The sequence below is a fragment of the Gemmatimonadaceae bacterium genome (assembly GCA_040882285.1).
Lineage (GTDB): Bacteria > Gemmatimonadota > Gemmatimonadetes > Gemmatimonadales > Gemmatimonadaceae > JACDCY01.
In genome coordinates, this window is record JBBEBQ010000005.1 from 241,681 (window position 1) to 256,029 (window position 14,349).

Here is a 14,349-nt window from a genome sequence, read left to right on the forward strand (position 1 = left end):
GGGCTAAGGCAGTTAATCGCCTGCTGGCGAAGGTTCTAGCCGGAGATGCCAACTCGCTCGACGGCGTAACAGACGGAACGACCTACAAGAGAATCACCGGCGTCTCAAGTGGGCTGGTCCAGACTGGGAGCATCGCTAATGCGAGCGTCACTAAGGCGAAGACCGAGGCCCGGAACCGCTGCCGACTGACTAATGGCAGCAATTGGGCGATCCCCAACAGCACGATCGTGACACTCAGCTGGAACACTGAGACCTACGACAATGGGGGGCTGCACGACAACGCCACCAGCAACACCCGCATCACCGTCCCCACGGGCGGCGACGTCGGCGTCTGGATTCTTACAGCACAAATCTCGTGGGACAACAATACGACTGGGTACCGAAACCTCACAATCCGAAAGAACTCAACAACGAACCTTGCTGTTGCCCGTCACGCCCCATTTTCGAGCAGTAGTATCGGACTCGTACATAGCCTAACAGCATACGATGATGCCCCGGCGGTCGGGGATTTCTACGAGATCAACGTGCAGCAAGACTCAGGCGGAGAAAGAACCGTAGCTACCTCCGAGTCGTTCTACGCCGCCGTTCACCTTTGGTAAAAGGAGACACGCCCCATGTTCACCATCGAGCTAAACCTAAGAAACCCGCTGACCGGCGAGTCGAAGCGGTTGTTCTACCAGTTCGATCCCGCCACGATGACGCAGACGAAGTGGAACAATGCGTACCCCGCGGTCAAGACAGAGATCGACGCGCTTTCCGCGCTTGCTGTTCAGAACAATCCCCCAACCTGGTAAACGAAGATGCCACAACAAAACAGAATGCATTGCTCAAGCTGCGGCGAGTCGGTCTACAACGTTATGATCGACGGCGTCCGCGTACCGCTCGTCGCCTATATGGTCGTCGGCCAGCCGGAAGATACCGGCCCGGTCATCGACGCGACCGACCCGAACGTGAAGCTGCCCAGCTTTGTCCGGGCGATAATGAACACGCCAGTCGCACGCGTCGAGTGGTGCATGAAATGTCTCGCGGATGTGTTCGGTCTGGCGCTGGTCACACCAGCAGAAGACCCGCTCTACTCCGATGAGCAGGTGGGCGAGGAGCGGAAAATGATCGAGGCGCTACAGGCCGACCTGGACGTGTCGAGCGTGGATAGGGCGAAGCAGGTCTACGCTCGGACGATGACGGCGATCAAGGTGGGACGTGGCGTGCAAGTACCGAGGCCGGTCTTGACGGTAAACCCGTAGAGGAGGTAGCAGATGCCGGAAGCTAAGAGCAGGAAAAAGGTGTTCGAGCAGGACGGGTTCTTCTGCAACGTGAACCGCGTCGAGGACGAGGGCGAGGGCGGTGTCGTGTCACTCGTGATCGATCCTCCACACGCGCCCGACGACAGCTTCTTCGAGGACAAGAAGATGACGGGCGCGACGCTCACGCTGAACCATCGCAAGGACGAGCCGATGCGCGCGTGGCCGGTGACGCTGGCCGAGAAGCAGGGCAAGCGGTACCAGGTGGTCGTGTACGAGTACGACGCTCCGGCGAAATAGCCAAAATCTCCTCTGGCGCCTCCGAAGCCACCCGACATAGACTGAAAAAGCGGGGGGACTCGCCCATCCAAGGGCGGAAGAAACCCCCCTAAAACCGAGACGCTGCGCTACAACCGCGGCCGTTCGCTCCGGAGCAAGGGAGCGGCGGCCGCTTTTTGTTTTCAGGGGAGATCCGAATGTGAAGTACTCGATCCGACGACGACGGGCACGACGGATGGACCCGTGAACGATAAAGCGCCCCTCACTCCGTCCCCTGCACCGCCTGACCCGGCGCAAAGCAACGGGTTCCGGTCGTGGCACGACGTGCCCGGCCCGCTCACGAAGCTCAACTTCTTCATCGCGCAGTACCGGCCATTCGTCTATCTCGCGTTCGGCGCGCTGCTCTGGATGGGGATACAGGTCACGGGACCGGGCTCTCGGATCGGAGCGGCAGAAGTCAGGATCACCGATGTCGAGCGCATGCTGTCGCGACTGGTCAACATCACCGAGGCCAACGCGCGCCTCAACTGCTTCAACCCCCAGTACACGCAGCAGCAGCGCGAGCTCGTCGGTCTCGACTGCGCGGCCGTGTTGCGCGGTGACTACGTGAGGCAAGTAAGGTGACGGGGCTCAAGGGCTGGCTTCAGGATTTCCCCGGCAAACACCTCCTGCGGGTGGCCGCTTTCTTCGACCTTTGCGGCGCCGACGGACGCCTCTCGTTCGCCAAGCTGGTGCTCGTCACGCTCCTCGCCGGCTGGATGGCGGGCCGCCCGCTCGAGGCAGCGCTCGCCTTCGTCTTCGTAGGCGCGTCGTACGGCTGGAAGTGGGTCCGGCTGCGCACCGCCTCCGGCGACTCCGACGGGGAGCACGAATGACGGCGCCGGCAACGAAGACGGTCACCAAGCTGAGCGAGAACTTCTCGCTCGAAGAGTTCGCCGTTTCGGGCTCGCACCCGGAGCTCGTGCAGCCGGTCCCGATCCGCTACCAGGCCAACGTGCGGCGCCTCGTCGAGACCATCCTCCAGCCGTTGCGCTCGCTATGGGGCAAGCGCTTCAGGATCCTCTCGGGCTACCGAGACGCCACGCTGAACGGTGCGGTCGGCGGATCATCGACCAGCCAGCACCGCCGAGCCGAGGCATCCGACGTTACTACCGAGAACGTCCGCGGGCTCGTACGCGCGATGATCGTCCGGCCGAACAAGTTCCCGACAGGTCAGGTGATTTATTACCCGTCCCAGAACTTCGCGCACATCGCGCTGCCGAGCGCCCGGTACGAGGTGCCGACGTTCTTCGTCTGCACCGGCCCGAAGCAGTATGAGCTGGTCCGCAACGCGGCCGATTTCGACCGGGTTGTTGCCCGCGTTACGGGGGTCCGCTGATGCTTCTCCCCCGCGTAGACCGCTGGATCGAGCGCGCCCTCATCGTCGCCGGCGTCGTGCTGATCGCCGGCCTCGCGTTCCACGCGTACTCGACCGTGAGCGCAAATCTCGGCGCCGCCCGGATCGAAGCCCGCCAGGCCAAGGCCGATGCCGACAGCGCCCGGCTCGACGCCGGCGTTGCCAGGCAGGAAGCCGCCGCGGCGAAGACCGAGCTCGCGCGCGTCCGCGTAGCTGCAACCGCTTCCGATCGGCGCGCGGCCGCGGCCGCGTCGCAGTACCGGGAGCTCAGGGACACCGTCTCGATCGAGGACACCGCCGCGGTCCGTGCCGTGCTCGTCGCAGCCGACTCCGCCGTGGACGAGGCGGAGAGGTCGCGCGACCGCTTCCGCTTTGCACTCGCAGCGGCCGACTCCGTGATCACCGCGCAGGAACGTCAGATCGCCGCGCTCGAGCGTGAGAACGCTGCTCTCCGCCGTCAGGTCGCTGCCACGGAGCGTCAGATCCCGTCCCGGTTCGGCCGCACGCTTGGGGCCGCACGCTGGCTTATAACCGGGGCGGCAATCGGTGTTGTGCTCACGCGGTGACGGGCGGGCGCCGGCCTCGCGCGACCTGGTAAGCCCGGCCGGATCCGGCAGCGGCGGCCGGCACGGGCCGGTTCCGTACTACGGCCCGCCGGCGGGCCGGCCGAGCGAGAGCGGAGAGTTCGCGTTCTGCTTCGACCCGAGGTACTGGCGTTGCCGGGACTGCGGGACCTGGACGCGCGATCGCATCGAGGTGGTGACGCCGCGGTGCAGCTGCTGCGGCCGCCGGCGTCCGAAGAACTGGAGCGCGCTGGCGGCGACGTGAACGCCGTGCCCGCAACGACGACTTGGCGCGTGTCGAAGCGGTGCGGAGCGACCGACATTTCCGAGATCTGCGCCCCGCGCGCGAACGCGATGCGCCGCGGCGACTTCAGGTGGGACTGGAAGCTCGGCGCCTGGACTGATCGCGCCCGGCCGCTTCGGCAGATGACGAGCCGGACGAAGTACTTCGTCTATTCGGAGCGCCGCGACGTCGCCCACGTGGACCACTCCGGCGAACCGGTCCAGATCTGGGACTGCCCGTGGTGCGGCCGCGCGCTTCCGTCGCTCGCCGTAGAATCACCGATGTTCGGCCAGGGCGACGGCACCGAGTAAGCCTAGGCTGCCCTTGCCGGAGTAAAGCGGTGGACCATCTCCTCCCGAACCGTGAAGTCCAGCTGGCGACTCAAGTCGATGACCCCCCTCGCGGACGGCGCCGGCAGGTGCGCGTCTTTTGGCAACCGCGTCAAAACGACAAGCGACCATATCGCGATCGAACCGACAGGAGAAGTAAACCAGGCGAGAGTCGCGAAACCCGAAAAAATGCGAACGGCTCGTCGCCCAGCCGGTCCGAGGTCGCTCAGGTGGTCTTGCGGAACGCCAGCGTTCGCAATCTCCAACATCAGCGGGAAAAAATGCGTCCGACCGGTCAGTACATAGCTGACGAGGTCAGTGATGATCTGAGAGTGCAGCACCAAGCTGGGCAACGAGACGAGGATCCAGATCACGAGCAGCGCCCACGGCACCACCCCGAACCCAGCGTTCTCCAGCATCGACCACCCGATAAGGGCGGCAGTCCAAAAGGCCGCGGCGATGATTCCGTGAAGTAGAACGATGCCGCGCAGCCACAGCCTGCGGGGTTGATCGGAGATCATGCGGGACATAGGTGAAGCGGTCATTTCAGGTGCGATGGCGTATCCTCGCTAAATGCTTGGATGAAAGTACGCCCCAGGTAAATGATGCGCTTGCCGAGGTCGAAGATAGCGAACACGCCGGCGCCCGCAACAAGGAAAAGGTCCGAGAGTAAAGATAAGACGCGTATACCCCAGTCCTGCGTAACAGGTTCGGGCATGCGGGAGAGCACCGACAGTAACCCCGCCCTTACGACGATCGCCACCAGAAGGACCAATCCGTCCCAGATGATGGTGAAGATGAACTCGAGCCGAACGTAACCGAGCTCCCAGAATACGCGTCCCGCCTTCCGGAGCTTGCGCGTCCCAGTCACGGCTTGCCGGAGTGATTCCCAACGCTCGCCGAAGCGGAGCCTAGCCGGCCAGTTGGGCTAGTCGCCATTAACACCCGCTTACTCGGCTGCGCCGGTACCCGCGGGCTAACGCGTCGGACTCCTGACGGAAGTACACGCGCTCCTGCGGCACGAGCTTCGTGACCATCACGCATGGTGCGCGGTAGTAAATCTGGCCGTCGACGCTCCCCACCCAGTCGAAGAGAGCTGAATCCCGAGCTGATGCGCTCTGGCCGAGCAAGGCGTCCATCCTGCTCGGTGCCGCGGCCGGTTCACGCGGCGCCGGCGACGTTCCGACCCGACAGACTTTGTTGGCTGCAATGCAGGAGTTGCCGCAGGGTATCCCCTTCGTGCATCGGCGCTGCGCGTCCGCGCTCGAGGCAGCTAGAGCTACGGCCAGGAGCGCTACGATCGTTCCGTTCATTATCCCTCCGGGAGAGGTTGCCAATGTGCGCCCGGGTGCACGGCGTAGTCCACTACTACTGGTAGTAGTTTTTCGCTGGAATGTCATGCCTGGTCGATGAGTCGGGAGATATGCTGATACGCCGCGGCCGCGTTCGCCTGCCGAATCCGGCGCTCGTATTCGGCGAGCAACTCGATGAGCTGGATCTCCTGCTCTTCCGTGAGCCGGTCCTCGCCGGCCATGTAGCGATCGAGCGAACCCGCCTCGAGTCCTAGCGCGGACTCCACGGCGAACCGCGTGGTGAAGCCGGTAGCAAACACGGCGTAGAGCTGCGAGGCGGGGGCGATCATCGCGTCAGTGCACGATGTTGAACTGGAAAGGCATTTGGACCAACTGTCTTACCGGCCGTCCCTGTACCACTGCTGGGGTGAATCGCATCCGTGGAAGATGCGCCCGAACGGCGGCGGTAAAGAGCTCGTTCGACGACCGAAGGACCTTGAAGCTTGATGCCTCGGGCAGGCCAAGTGTGTTTACGACGAACTGAGCCACTACTTCACCGCCGACGCGAGATCTCCGGAGCGCCTCGGGATACGGCACCTGCACTGTCTCAGCAAACGGAACTACTTCCGACTCGACTTGGAATGAGAAATAGGTGACTCCTTCGTCAAGGGAGGGCGTCACGGCCTCGGCGGGAGACATCGAGACCGTCTGCGCAGCGGCGTCACGCATTGAAGTGACAAAAGCCCGGGCGCGCGCGGCGGACAACTCTACCATCACGGAATTCACTCCATACCGATCGCCCAGGTACACATACTCGACCGATGAGGCAGTGGTGACTTCCCTCGACCAATTGAGGCCCTCCAACCAAGGGCCCTCATGCTTTACACGTTCCCGCGGTCCCGCCTTCAGGCCGACGGCCATCGCTGTCTCTGTTGAGTCGGCCCAACCTCGTACCTCCGCCGGCTTGGAGACCCTGGTTACTCGATCAAACCCATCGACCCCACGCAACTGTACCCTGCCTTGGTCGGTGGCGGCAATCTCGATCTGCGCCGTTCCGTCTCGAAATGTTGCGACAACGCGCTCGCGCGTTTGCGACTGGCCGGGAGTGACGATCCCCAACAACAGCAGCGGGCAAGCGCTTATGTGCGCCCACGCTATACAAGAGGTCATGCTGAAGCCGCCGGTTGGGCTGCCGTGGAGCTTGCATCCTGCTCTTCAATCTTGGCGCGCGCCCTTTCCCGGCGTCGGGATGCCTTCCGGATCATCTTCTCCGCGCCGGCTGCCTTATCGCCCTCCAAAACGTCGCGCTTGAAAACTTCCGTGCGGATGAGCTCATCCAATTCTGCCTCGCTGACCTTCAGCCCGGGGAAGAGACGGCGTAACTGGCGCCGCACGGTCCGAACAGAGGCGTCGTCGAGGAGAAGTTGCGCGACCACATACCGGCTGGTCGCCTCCTTATGCTTCCAAAAGAGGTCGATCTCGGAGCAGTTCTCTGCTTCCTTGCTGACGAGATAAAGCTTCTCAACGGTGTCCGCTGGCTTCCCTGCCAACATATCGATTTCGAACACCAGGTCATGGTGGATCGGCTGCTCGAATCGGATCCGGTGCGCTTGCCATGTAACTCCATTCGTGAGCAGAATCCACTCGATGCCCTCCCGGGAGCCGTACTCGATCGCCTGCCGAAGGTGATTGTCCTTGAGATCGGTGCCGATCGATTTTACCTCGATCAGATACAGCAGCCGGCCTCGGCTCTTAATTGCGAGATCGCAGAACGTGCTCCGGACCGAGAGCTCGGTCGTGACATCCTCGTACTTGTCCCAGCCGAGTAGGTCGGTAAGCATGTCGCTGACGATCACGGATGTATCTGACTCGTTGACGTCCCGTTTTCGCGCAGACCCGAGGATCTTCTGGTATCTCCGCAAGGCCGGTCTGGCGCGGTCGATGAAGCGCTTCGGCACTAGTCCCATGCTATAGCCTCCAGTCTTAGGTCGAGTCGCACGCCCGCCGTAACGAGAACAGCGAAAAAAGAATAAGGCAACCAGAAGCCAGAACGCCTTCCATCGCTACCTTGCCTTCACCTTGAAGCCGCGCTCCCTGAGTACGTTGCGAATGGCGAGCGCCAATACTTTGAGGCGGTCGAGAATCTCATCCTCGGAATAATCTGTGGGCTGACCGCGCCCGACGAAGAACTTGAAGTTCTCCGGCGACGTTAGCGCCGCCTTCGCCGATTCGATCTGCTCATCGGGGACGTCCGCCTCAGCGAGCTCGAGCTGGAATGCGCGCAGCCACACACGGACCGCCCTCGGTAGGCCGAGCGCGATCGCTGGCACGCGGTCCTCTGCGGACGCAGCCGTTCGGCTACGCGTGGCATACCCGTCCCCGCTGTAGACCTCACGCAACCGCAGCTGCTGTCCCTCCGTAATCGGAAAGCCCCGTTCCCATCGGCTGACCGTCGCAGTGTCCTTTCCGAGCAGATCGGCAACCTGTTTTTGCGTCAGGCCTGCCCTTTCCCGCAGCGCCTTTAACTCCCGCCCAGCCAACGGTTTATCCGGCGCATCGTTACCGTGATTCCTAGGCATGTCCAGTTTTGCCTCTTGACGCCTAGACATTCCTAGGTAAGGTTCTGCGTTGGCTGGTGCGTCATCTGACTCAACATCGGGGCGGCAATGGAGAAAGTCAAACGGCTGGTGGAGGCAGGTTCGACGGTGAGCGGCGCAATCAAAGAGCTTCTCTCCCAGAGCGGCCTCACCGTCGCCGGCTTTTCTGACAAGTACGATCGGAACCGCAGCAACATGAACCAGGTCGTCATGGGAACCCGCGCCCCCACGGACGCCGATCTAGACGCATTCGTTTCGGAGTTCGGCGGAACGCCTGCCGACTGGCGCGAGCTGCTCCACGAGGCCGGCCGTCCGACGGCAAGGGCGAGCTGATCCATGCCTGCGACACTGGCCCGGACCGCCCCCGCTTCAAACCACCAGTTGCACCCGCTGGTGGAGATCGAGCGCGTCGAGGAGCTGCTCGCTTCGAAGATCGTGAAGATCTCGCGCGCGGCAGCGTGGGGGAGGCGCTCCGCAGAGATCCGGCAGCTCGAGAAGGACGTGCTGCACCGGCGAACGCGCGCCTTTCGCACGACGGCCAGGCTGCTGCTCTCGGCCCAGGACAACGGCGTCGAGCTATCGGAAGCGTTGGAGTTCCCACAGCTCCTGACAGCGGTCCTCCGGAACCGCCAGGAAGAGGCGCCGCACCTCGCGTTCAACGAGTTCCATTTCCTCGAGACGCAGATCGAGTGCGCGATCAACCCCGTCCAGGTCGCGATGATGCAGGGCGACACCTCGCGGCCGCGAAAGCAGCAGCTCCACGGGCTCCTCGTGCGCAACATCGAGATCCTGCAGCAGATGCAGCGGATGCTCGAGCTCGACCTGTACGATCTGCAGGAGGCTCCTCGATGAACGACGTTACGCCGGCGCTCGCGGGCCAGATCCTCGTCACGGTCATCCTCGGCGCAGTCGTGGGCCTACTGATCCTGTTCGGGCTCTACGCGATCTACTGCCAGTACCAGGAGCAGCAGGAGCGTCACGATCGCCGGATGGAGTTGCGCCGGCGCGCCGCCAGGGATGATCCCGCCAGGTGGGGCCCCACTCCAGGCGATTCCGACGACGACGACGACGAGCACGAAGATTTCGAGCACATGCGCGTGGTGCGCGAGTACCGCGAACGGGAGGCGCAGTCATGAAGCGCAACAGCAGAGAGCCGATCGGGAAGCCGATCACGATCCCGATCGAGGGGATCCGTTACCTCAACCACATGCCGGCTGACTACGTGGCCGAAATCTCGGCCGATGGGATCCGGTTCCGGCGGAAGCAGACGCCGACGTGGTTCGCGGTCGTGCCCTGGCCCGTCATCCTGGAGAAGTCGGTCGCGATCCAGAGCCACGCCAACGCGCTCGCCGCGGTATCGAAGCGCCGGCCTCGTTCCCGGACCGCGTGATGTGCAACACCCAGGGCCCGCCGAATCCGGCAGCTGCTGCCGCGGCCTTCGCGCCGGTCGCACCTGCGCCCGAGTACTCCGACATCCGGACCGCCGCGTTCTTCGTCATCCAGAAGTTCGACCGCCTGCAGAATGCGCGCGCCGCCGCGAATGAGCCATTCACCTGCCAACAAGAGTGCGACCGGGCGAAGGCCGCGGTGGACGAGGCGTACACCGACCTCGGGCTCGCAGTCGGGCTTCTCCGCGTCGAGTCCGGCCATCCAACATCGCCACTGAATTTTGAGAAGGGAGCATCCCCACAATGACTACAGCAGCAGCTCGTCCAGTGAATTCCGGCGGGGCGCAGGCCTCGACCGCAGTCCAGCGGCACCAGGCCGCGCCGGCCGGCACCGCCCTCACCGTCGTCGAGCAGAAGCGCGAGGCCATCCTCGCCGCGATCGACGTCTACGCCGGCGAGATGGCCGCGCTCGCGCCGCACGGCGTGACGCCGGCGCAGTACGTGGCCGAGCTCAAGCTCTACCTCATGCAGAACCCCAAGGTGCTGGACTGCACGCCGTTGTCGATCGCTACGGGCATGCTCCGTCTCGCGACCACCGGGCTCGTGCTGGGCGAGAGCTGCGACCTTCTGCCGTTCGGAAGCACGTGCCAGTTCAGCCCGCGCTACAACGGGCTCGTCGATCTCGCGCTCGCCGCCGGCTGCCGGGCCGTGAACGCAGACGTCGTGCGCGAGGGCGACTACTTCGAGTGGGAGAAGGGGACGAACACGTACCTCAAGCACAAGCGCCAGTCCAACGAGAAGGCGGAAATCCTGTACGCGTACGCCGTCGCCGAGATCAAGGCGGGGAGCTTCGTCATCGAGGTCATCCCGCGCGAGCACATCGAAGCAACGCGCGCGCGTTACTCGAAGCAGTGGAAGGAGGGCGCGCTCGAGACGATCCCCTGGTACGGGAAGAAGACGGCGATCCGCCGGCTCTCTCCGCTCCTTCCCAAGAACAGGCGATTCGCGGCCGCGCTCCAGTTCGCCGAGGAGGTCGAGGCCGTAGAGGTTTCAGCGGCAGCGGCGGGCGAGCTGCCGGACCCGGTGCCGGCGCCGGGCGACGTCACGCCGGCGCTCGGTGATGGCAGCGGCCGCCAGTTCGCGCCCACGCGGACGCCCGAGGAAATGGCGAGCCGCACGTCCGAGATCTACGAGGAGCCGGTGGCGGTGCGAGGCAGGATGACGCAGCGCCCTCCCGACACCACGTCCTCCAGCAACTCGCGCGCGGAGCTCGCCACGGAAGAGCAGACGGAACGCCTGCTCGACCTGGTCACGCACGTCTGCATCCCGGAGCACGTGCGGGAGAAAGTGAAGGCCCGCCTCTCCAGGGGTTTGCCGCGGCGGGTCGCGCCGACGTGGATCGAGACGCTCGAGCAGGAGATCCGGAAGCACACGCCGGCGCCGGACGTCGCGGCCGACGGCGACGACGATCTCGGCCTCGGCCGGTAGGCGAATCAGTGGAGACCACATGACCAAGGCAGCGGTGACGACCGCCGACTACGCGTCGGACGAGATCGTGTATATCCCGCTCAAGCAGATCTATCCAGATCCGGAACAACCGCGAGCGCACGCGGACGACGAGCTGCGCGCGTCGATCGAGTCGCAGGGGATCATCCAGGCGATTACTGTCAGGCCGCACCCGGTGCTTGGCGAGTCGTGGATGATCGTGGACGGCGAGAGGCGCTGGAGATCTGCTCCGGCCGGGACGGATATGCCCTGCCGGATCCGGCTCGACCTGGAGGACGCGGACGATCGCCTGATCACGCAGGTGACGGCTAACACCGGCAAGCCGCTCTCGCCGATCGAACAGGCCCGCGCGTTCAAGAAGATTCTGGACGTTAGCGAGGACCTGACGCAGGTCGATCTCGCGAAGCGCCTCGGCGTCCCGCGCTCGACCATCGGCGATCGTATCCGTCTCCTCGAGATATACCCCGCCTGGGTGCAGCTGATCGAGGAGGGTAAGCTCCAGATCTCGCACGCGCCGGCGATGCACCGGATGCGAGAGGTGCCCGAGAAGTACCAGCTGGAAGCCGTCCAGCGGTTGCTGAGCAAGGGATCAGGTTACGGCCTTGGGCTCGACATCGCGAAGGGAGAGCCGATCCGGATCGACCTCTTCGAGTCTCGGCTCCGCGACTGTTTCCGACCGTTCATGCGTGCGGTCTCTGACGTGCCGGGCTACAAAGGTCCGACCGTCGAGTTCAGGGACTGGGACTCGCGGCGGAAGTATGCCGTGGATCCGGACCAGTGGAAGCCGATCCGGAACGCGCAGATGAAGCGCGCGCGGGAGAAGCGCGCGAAGCAGAGCGGAGGCGATAGTTCGCGCGACCAGCACCGCGAGCTGAAGACGACCCAGCAGGTGGACATCGAGCGGCTCGCGAAGGCGGGCGTGCCCGTTAAGGAAACCAAGAAGTATCGGGCCGAGCCGGAGAAGGGCGAGGTCGAGATTTTCTCGCGCAGCGGATGGGCACGTGCCATCGATCCTGCAGCTTTGCTCGAAGCAATCGACCCGTCGAGTCTCGCCATCCGGAAGTCGACTGACAAGTACTCGAGCAGCGGCATCATCGTTGTGACGACCGACAACGCGGCCGTCGAAAAAGCGAGGGAAGCATACCTCGCCGCGCTCAAGGAGTCGGCTCAGGCTGCGTGCGCGAAGGTGCTGGCACGGCTGACGCCCGACGTTCTCGAGCAATACTCCGTCGCTGGTCCGGGCGTCGTACACCTGACGCGCAACCTCTTGCTTCGAGGCGAAGCCTCCAGCATGGGCACGCTGGCGCTGGCGCTGGCGCTCAGGCTCGGGCCGGCCATGGAGGTGGACGACTACGACGTGCAATTCTCCGTCGTCACGCGCGATGACGCGGAAATCCTGCTGTCGGCCACGGCGGCCGTCGCCTCGCTCAAACTCGGCCTGCCAGACACGTACTCGATTACCAACTCGGTCTCCGCCAAGCGGAATAAGATTCGGTTTCTCCTGCCCGAGAAGACGAGCAAGAATCAGCAGAAGCGCGAGGCGCGCGCGCGTGGCGAACGGGTCGGAGATCCTTCGCGCGCGCCGGCGGCGGTGGCCACAGCGTGAGCGCGGGGTCGAGGAAGAAACGTCGCCGGCTCGAGGAGCCGAAGTGCATCCGCTGCGGATGCACTGAGCGCATGGCGTGCCCGGGCGGGTGCGCGTGGGTCAGCAAGAAACCACCGATCTGCTCGTCCTGCGCGACCGCGGCCGAGCTCAACCGGGCGCTGCGCCGTGGCTGAGGCGTCCGTGGCGCCGATCGATCGCGATCAGCGCATTGCGCTGTCGAGACTGCGCCTGGCTGTCGGCGGGAAGCTGTCCCGCGCGATGCGGCTCATACCGCTCATCGATCCGAGCAAGGGAGAGCGCGACGCCGCAGGGGACGAGCTGGAGAACATCCTGCTGAGTATTACGTGCGAGGACTTGGCCTACCTGACGCCGCCCGCTTCTGACGAGCAGGTAAGGACTCTCGCCGACCAGCGCGCCGAGGCGCTCAGGGCCGCGAGGCTCGATGTCGTCGTCGAGCGCATCGCCGTGCGCGCGCAGAGGCTCGGTCACATGATCGCGATCGGTGCCTCGCGTTCGTTCATCGATATGGCTGGTTATGAGACTTCCCTCCGCGTGGTCGTTGACGAGCTGTGCGCGCGAGCCCCCTTCGATGGCACCGAGGAGGCAACGTCGTGATCGAGAAAGAGACGGGGATGTATTTGATCGCCCCGGGCACGCAGCCGTCCGAGTGCAGCTCGTGCCGGCAGCGCATCTACTTCGTCGAGCACACGCCGAAGCCCAAGCGGAAGGGCGACGTCCCGCGCAGCAAGCCGCTCCCGATCTCGGTCAAGCACGTGTTCGCGATCGAGCCGACGCGGACGACCTACGGCCGCGGGATCAGTCACTTCGCGGACTGTCCGAACGCGCCGCGCCATCTGAAAACCGCGCCGATCGCGCGGCAGCCTGCGGACAGCCCCGTGCACGCCAGGCTAGAGCTCACCCAATGACGATGACAGCGTGGAACGAAACGGTCTTGACGACCATCAATGCCGTCACGTGCTGCAGTTGCGGAGTCCTGTTCGGGCTCGAGAACGGGCACCAAGCGCGCCTACGAAAATCTCACGAAGGGTTCTACTGCCCGAACGGCCATATCCAGTACTACCTCGCTCAGACGGAGATCGAGCGGAAGGCCTGGCAGCTCGCGCGCGATCTCGAGAACACCGAGCGCTGCCTGAAGTACGCCAGGGAGGGTGCCGCTAAGGTCCGGCTGCAGCGCGATGCGGCTAATCGCTCAGTAACGGCGCGGAAAGGCGTGATCACCAAGATGAAGCGCAGGGCCAAGGCTGGGCGCTGCCCCTGTTGCTCGGAGGTATTCAAGAACCTCCGTGCCCACATGAAAACCAACCACCCGAAGTACGAGCCGGAGAAGCATGTCGCGGCCCTGGAGAGACAGCGGTAATGGATCTCGCCCAGGTGATCGCCGACGCGCGGGAAGAGGTGTCGGTGCTCCGGCGCACCGGCCACGGCCAGCAAGCCGAATACGTCGAGAAGCTGCTCGATAGCGTGTACGCCGCGGCTGAGGACTACATCACGTGGCTGCCCGAGCCAGCGGCAGTGCTCAAGTCCGGGCTTTCGGTGAAGACGCTGCACCGCCGGTGGCGAGAGCTGCTCGAGACGGATAATGCTCGCTTCAACTCGAAGGGCGAGCGCGAGTACCGGAGCTCTGCGATCCCGAACCGCCCCGACGTCGCCGCGGCGCGTGCAGCTGGCCGCGCGATCGCCGCCGGCGAGTTGAAGAGGGCGTCGTGACAGTCGCGCGTATGTGGAATTGGATTCGCTGTCACTTGTTCGAGGACCACCACTGGACGAGCAAGGCGGCACAGGGTGTGAAGCCGAGCGAGGATGAGCTGCGTGATGGTTTGGCGGGCTTCGAGCGCTACGCGCGGATTT

26 protein-coding genes are annotated in these 14,349 nt (G+C 64.3%); 20 read left to right on the forward strand and 6 right to left on the reverse strand.

Annotated features, from left to right (window positions below; all coding sequences use genetic code 11):
- The 9 genes from WEA80_01895 to WEA80_01935 all read left to right on the forward strand — a co-directional run.
- Nucleotides 1–599, forward strand: a 599-nt coding sequence (locus WEA80_01895) for a hypothetical protein (protein MEX1185326.1), incomplete at its 5' end; no start/stop codon positions are given.
- Nucleotides 600–614: 15 nt separating this feature from the next.
- On the forward strand, nt 615–794 hold the full coding sequence (locus WEA80_01900) for a hypothetical protein (protein MEX1185327.1): 180 nt from the start codon (nt 615–617) through the stop codon (nt 792–794).
- A gap of 63 nt (nt 795–857) precedes the next feature.
- Nucleotides 858–1,244 (forward strand): hypothetical protein, encoded by a 387-nt coding sequence (locus WEA80_01905; GenBank protein ID MEX1185328.1) that lies wholly within the window; start codon nt 858–860, stop codon nt 1,242–1,244.
- 12 nt (nt 1,245–1,256) lie between these two features.
- A complete protein-coding gene (locus WEA80_01910) occupies nt 1,257–1,541 on the forward strand; it encodes a hypothetical protein (protein ID MEX1185329.1) in 285 nt (94 codons plus the stop codon).
- Nucleotides 1,542–1,763: 222 nt separating this feature from the next.
- Nucleotides 1,764–2,144, forward strand: a complete 381-nt coding sequence (locus tag WEA80_01915; GenBank protein ID MEX1185330.1) for a hypothetical protein — start codon at nt 1,764–1,766, stop codon at nt 2,142–2,144.
- On the forward strand, nt 2,141–2,395 hold the full coding sequence (locus WEA80_01920; GenBank protein ID MEX1185331.1) for a hypothetical protein: 255 nt from the start codon (nt 2,141–2,143) through the stop codon (nt 2,393–2,395). Before WEA80_01915 ends, WEA80_01920 begins: the two co-directional genes overlap by 4 nt.
- Nucleotides 2,392–2,898, forward strand: a complete 507-nt coding sequence (locus WEA80_01925) for a D-Ala-D-Ala carboxypeptidase family metallohydrolase (protein ID MEX1185332.1) — start codon at nt 2,392–2,394, stop codon at nt 2,896–2,898. Before WEA80_01920 ends, WEA80_01925 begins: the two co-directional genes overlap by 4 nt.
- The gene (locus WEA80_01930; protein ID MEX1185333.1) at nt 2,898–3,482 is read left to right on the forward strand and encodes a hypothetical protein; all 585 of its coding nucleotides are present in this window, start codon (nt 2,898–2,900) and stop codon (nt 3,480–3,482) included. The genes WEA80_01925 and WEA80_01930 overlap by 1 nt, the downstream gene beginning before the upstream one ends.
- 150 nt (nt 3,483–3,632) lie before the next feature.
- Complete coding sequence (locus WEA80_01935; protein ID MEX1185334.1) at nt 3,633–4,073, forward strand: hypothetical protein; 441 nt, start codon at nt 3,633–3,635, stop codon at nt 4,071–4,073.
- Between the two features lie 2 nt (nt 4,074–4,075).
- Here WEA80_01935 and WEA80_01940 read toward each other — a convergent pair whose 3' ends face one another.
- The 6 genes from WEA80_01940 to WEA80_01965 form a co-directional block, all read right to left on the reverse strand.
- Nucleotides 4,076–4,621: a hypothetical protein gene (locus WEA80_01940; protein ID MEX1185335.1), complete on the reverse strand. Its 546-nt coding sequence runs from the start codon at nt 4,619–4,621 to the stop codon at nt 4,076–4,078.
- An 11-nt stretch (nt 4,622–4,632) separates the two neighbouring features.
- Entirely contained in the window at nt 4,633–4,962 is a 330-nt protein-coding gene (locus WEA80_01945) for a hypothetical protein (protein ID MEX1185336.1), read from the reverse strand.
- A 525-nt stretch (nt 4,963–5,487) separates the two neighbouring features.
- Nucleotides 5,488–5,733: a hypothetical protein gene (locus tag WEA80_01950; GenBank protein ID MEX1185337.1), complete on the reverse strand. Its 246-nt coding sequence runs from the start codon at nt 5,731–5,733 to the stop codon at nt 5,488–5,490.
- A gap of 4 nt (nt 5,734–5,737) precedes the next feature.
- The gene (locus tag WEA80_01955; protein ID MEX1185338.1) at nt 5,738–6,304 is read right to left on the reverse strand and encodes a TonB family protein; all 567 of its coding nucleotides are present in this window, start codon (nt 6,302–6,304) and stop codon (nt 5,738–5,740) included.
- A 245-nt stretch (nt 6,305–6,549) separates the two neighbouring features.
- Nucleotides 6,550–7,341, reverse strand: coding sequence for a hypothetical protein (locus tag WEA80_01960; protein MEX1185339.1), 792 nt, complete (start codon nt 7,339–7,341; stop codon nt 6,550–6,552).
- 105 nt (nt 7,342–7,446) lie between these two features.
- On the reverse strand, nt 7,447–7,962 hold the full coding sequence (locus WEA80_01965; GenBank protein ID MEX1185340.1) for a helix-turn-helix transcriptional regulator: 516 nt from the start codon (nt 7,960–7,962) through the stop codon (nt 7,447–7,449).
- Nucleotides 7,963–8,049: 87 nt separating this feature from the next.
- Between WEA80_01965 and WEA80_01970 the strand changes: the two genes are divergently transcribed.
- The 11 genes from WEA80_01970 (at nt 8,050) to WEA80_02020 (ending at nt 14,208) form a co-directional block, all read left to right on the forward strand.
- A complete protein-coding gene (locus WEA80_01970; GenBank protein ID MEX1185341.1) occupies nt 8,050–8,313 on the forward strand; it encodes a hypothetical protein in 264 nt (87 codons plus the stop codon).
- Nucleotides 8,314–8,316: 3 nt separating this feature from the next.
- The gene (locus tag WEA80_01975; GenBank protein MEX1185342.1) at nt 8,317–8,832 is read left to right on the forward strand and encodes a hypothetical protein; all 516 of its coding nucleotides are present in this window, start codon (nt 8,317–8,319) and stop codon (nt 8,830–8,832) included.
- Nucleotides 8,829–9,116: a hypothetical protein gene (locus tag WEA80_01980; protein ID MEX1185343.1), complete on the forward strand. Its 288-nt coding sequence runs from the start codon at nt 8,829–8,831 to the stop codon at nt 9,114–9,116. The genes WEA80_01975 and WEA80_01980 overlap by 4 nt, the downstream gene beginning before the upstream one ends.
- A complete protein-coding gene (locus WEA80_01985) occupies nt 9,113–9,370 on the forward strand; it encodes a hypothetical protein (GenBank protein MEX1185344.1) in 258 nt (85 codons plus the stop codon). Before WEA80_01980 ends, WEA80_01985 begins: the two co-directional genes overlap by 4 nt.
- Nucleotides 9,370–9,675 (forward strand): hypothetical protein, encoded by a 306-nt coding sequence (locus WEA80_01990; protein MEX1185345.1) that lies wholly within the window; start codon nt 9,370–9,372, stop codon nt 9,673–9,675. The genes WEA80_01985 and WEA80_01990 overlap by 1 nt, the downstream gene beginning before the upstream one ends.
- Complete coding sequence (locus tag WEA80_01995; protein MEX1185346.1) at nt 9,672–10,856, forward strand: recombinase RecT; 1,185 nt, start codon at nt 9,672–9,674, stop codon at nt 10,854–10,856. The genes WEA80_01990 and WEA80_01995 overlap by 4 nt, the downstream gene beginning before the upstream one ends.
- Before the next feature lie 19 nt (nt 10,857–10,875).
- Nucleotides 10,876–12,480 carry a ParB/RepB/Spo0J family partition protein gene (locus WEA80_02000; protein ID MEX1185347.1) on the forward strand — a complete coding sequence of 535 codons (1,605 nt, stop codon included), beginning with the start codon at nt 10,876–10,878 and terminating at the stop codon, nt 12,478–12,480.
- A 165-nt stretch (nt 12,481–12,645) separates the two neighbouring features.
- A complete protein-coding gene (locus tag WEA80_02005) occupies nt 12,646–13,095 on the forward strand; it encodes a hypothetical protein (protein ID MEX1185348.1) in 450 nt (149 codons plus the stop codon).
- The gene (locus WEA80_02010; GenBank protein MEX1185349.1) at nt 13,092–13,406 is read left to right on the forward strand and encodes a hypothetical protein; all 315 of its coding nucleotides are present in this window, start codon (nt 13,092–13,094) and stop codon (nt 13,404–13,406) included. The genes WEA80_02005 and WEA80_02010 overlap by 4 nt, the downstream gene beginning before the upstream one ends.
- A complete protein-coding gene (locus WEA80_02015) occupies nt 13,403–13,858 on the forward strand; it encodes a hypothetical protein (protein ID MEX1185350.1) in 456 nt (151 codons plus the stop codon). The genes WEA80_02010 and WEA80_02015 overlap by 4 nt, the downstream gene beginning before the upstream one ends.
- Nucleotides 13,858–14,208 carry a hypothetical protein gene (locus tag WEA80_02020; GenBank protein MEX1185351.1) on the forward strand — a complete coding sequence of 117 codons (351 nt, stop codon included), beginning with the start codon at nt 13,858–13,860 and terminating at the stop codon, nt 14,206–14,208. The genes WEA80_02015 and WEA80_02020 overlap by 1 nt, the downstream gene beginning before the upstream one ends.
- Nucleotides 14,209–14,349 lie beyond the last annotated feature (141 nt).